General features: G+C 55.7%; 2 protein-coding genes. Both read left to right on the forward strand.

Features of this window, described 5'->3' with window-relative positions:
* Positions 1–619: VanW family protein (locus AB1500_13140; protein MEW6184091.1), on the forward strand; the 619-nt coding region annotated here is incomplete at its 5' end.
* Positions 620–865: 246 nt separating this feature from the next.
* Positions 866–1,397, forward strand: a 532-nt coding sequence (locus tag AB1500_13145; protein MEW6184092.1) for a biosynthetic peptidoglycan transglycosylase, incomplete at its 3' end; no start/stop codon positions are given.

Genomic DNA, 1,397 nt, shown 5'->3' on the forward strand with positions numbered 1-1,397 from the left:
GGACTTCGGCGGCGGTGTGTGCCAGGCGTCCACCGCACTGCACCGGGCCGTGGTAAACGCGGGCCTGAGGGTTTTGGAGCGGCACAACCACGGCGTTAAGGCGCCGTATGCTCCGGACCGCGATGACGCCGCGGTGTTCTACGGGACCTGGGACTATCGTTTTCAGAACACGCTTTCCTTTCCGGTTACGGTGAAGGCGAGGGACGAGGACGGAAAACTGATCGTAGAGCTGGTTATGGAAGACAAGGTGGATGGCGGCGAGCGGGAATCCGTCTTCCTTCGGGGAAAAACCCTGTGTTTCCTCAATGGTTGGAAGACAACCCTGGAGGCGGCCCCTTTCGTCCGCGAAGGCCGGATGTTCGTCCCGGTTGACGGGTTGAGGGGGGCTTTAGGGGTTCCCCCGGAAAGCATCCTTGAAAAAACCGTCATGGGTGAACCGCCGCTGGTGCTGCGCGGTACAGCCTTTGTTCCCGTCCGCTGGGCGGAAGACTTCGGCTTCGAGGTGCGGTGGGATTTAGAGCGAGAAGCCGTGGTTGTCTACAGGGAAACGAGAACGCCGGTACCGGAAGCGGTTGATGTTTTAACCGTCTCTTTGGCAAAGAACCTTCATACACCGTAAAAGAACCGCAAGACGGTTGACGAAAGCCTGACTGCCGGGAACAACCTGTCTGCGGTTTTTTTGTTTAATAGAAGGGGAGTTTGAATATGATTTATTTCCACTAATTGACGCAGGAAGTAAAAGGACTCAGGGCGAAATAGCATATATTGTTAAATGGACCTTTTTTAGGCTCAAAACGGGTACGTTAAAGGCATAACGGCAGCGGCGCGAGTATAAATTTAAGGGACGATTGCGTGAGGAGCTAAGTTGGTTAAGACTGATCGGTTAACGGCAGAAGAAAAAAGGGCGAAGCGAATGCAGGCCCTCCGGCCGGCGCTTTTACTGGCCGGGCTGGTTGTGCTTCTTTCTGCCGTTGCGTCGGGCGGCTGGGTCGTGTACACGGCGATCCGGGACCTGCCGCCCTGGCAGATGGATAACCTGCAGCTCGGCGCGCCCAGCACCCTTTACGCCGCCGACGGGAAGACGGCTTTTGCCGTTTTAGGCAAGGCAAATTATATTCCGGTTCCTCAGAAGGAGATTACTCCTGCGGTAAAGCAAGCCTTAATCGCCGTGGAGGATATCCGCTTCTCGCAGCATCCCGGGGTTGATCCGCGAGGGATTCTCCGGGCCATATGGATCGACATTATCCGGGGGAAGGCCGTCCAGGGCGGCAGCACCATAACCCAGCAGTTGGCGAGAAATGCGTTTCTGATCTCTTCGAAAACCTTAAAGCGTAAGATACAGGAAATGTTTCTGGCGATACAGCTCGAACGCCACTACACCAAGGACGAAATCCTCA

The organism is Bacillota bacterium, assembly GCA_040755295.1.
Lineage (GTDB): Bacteria > Bacillota > Desulfotomaculia > Desulfotomaculales > Ammonificaceae > SURF-55.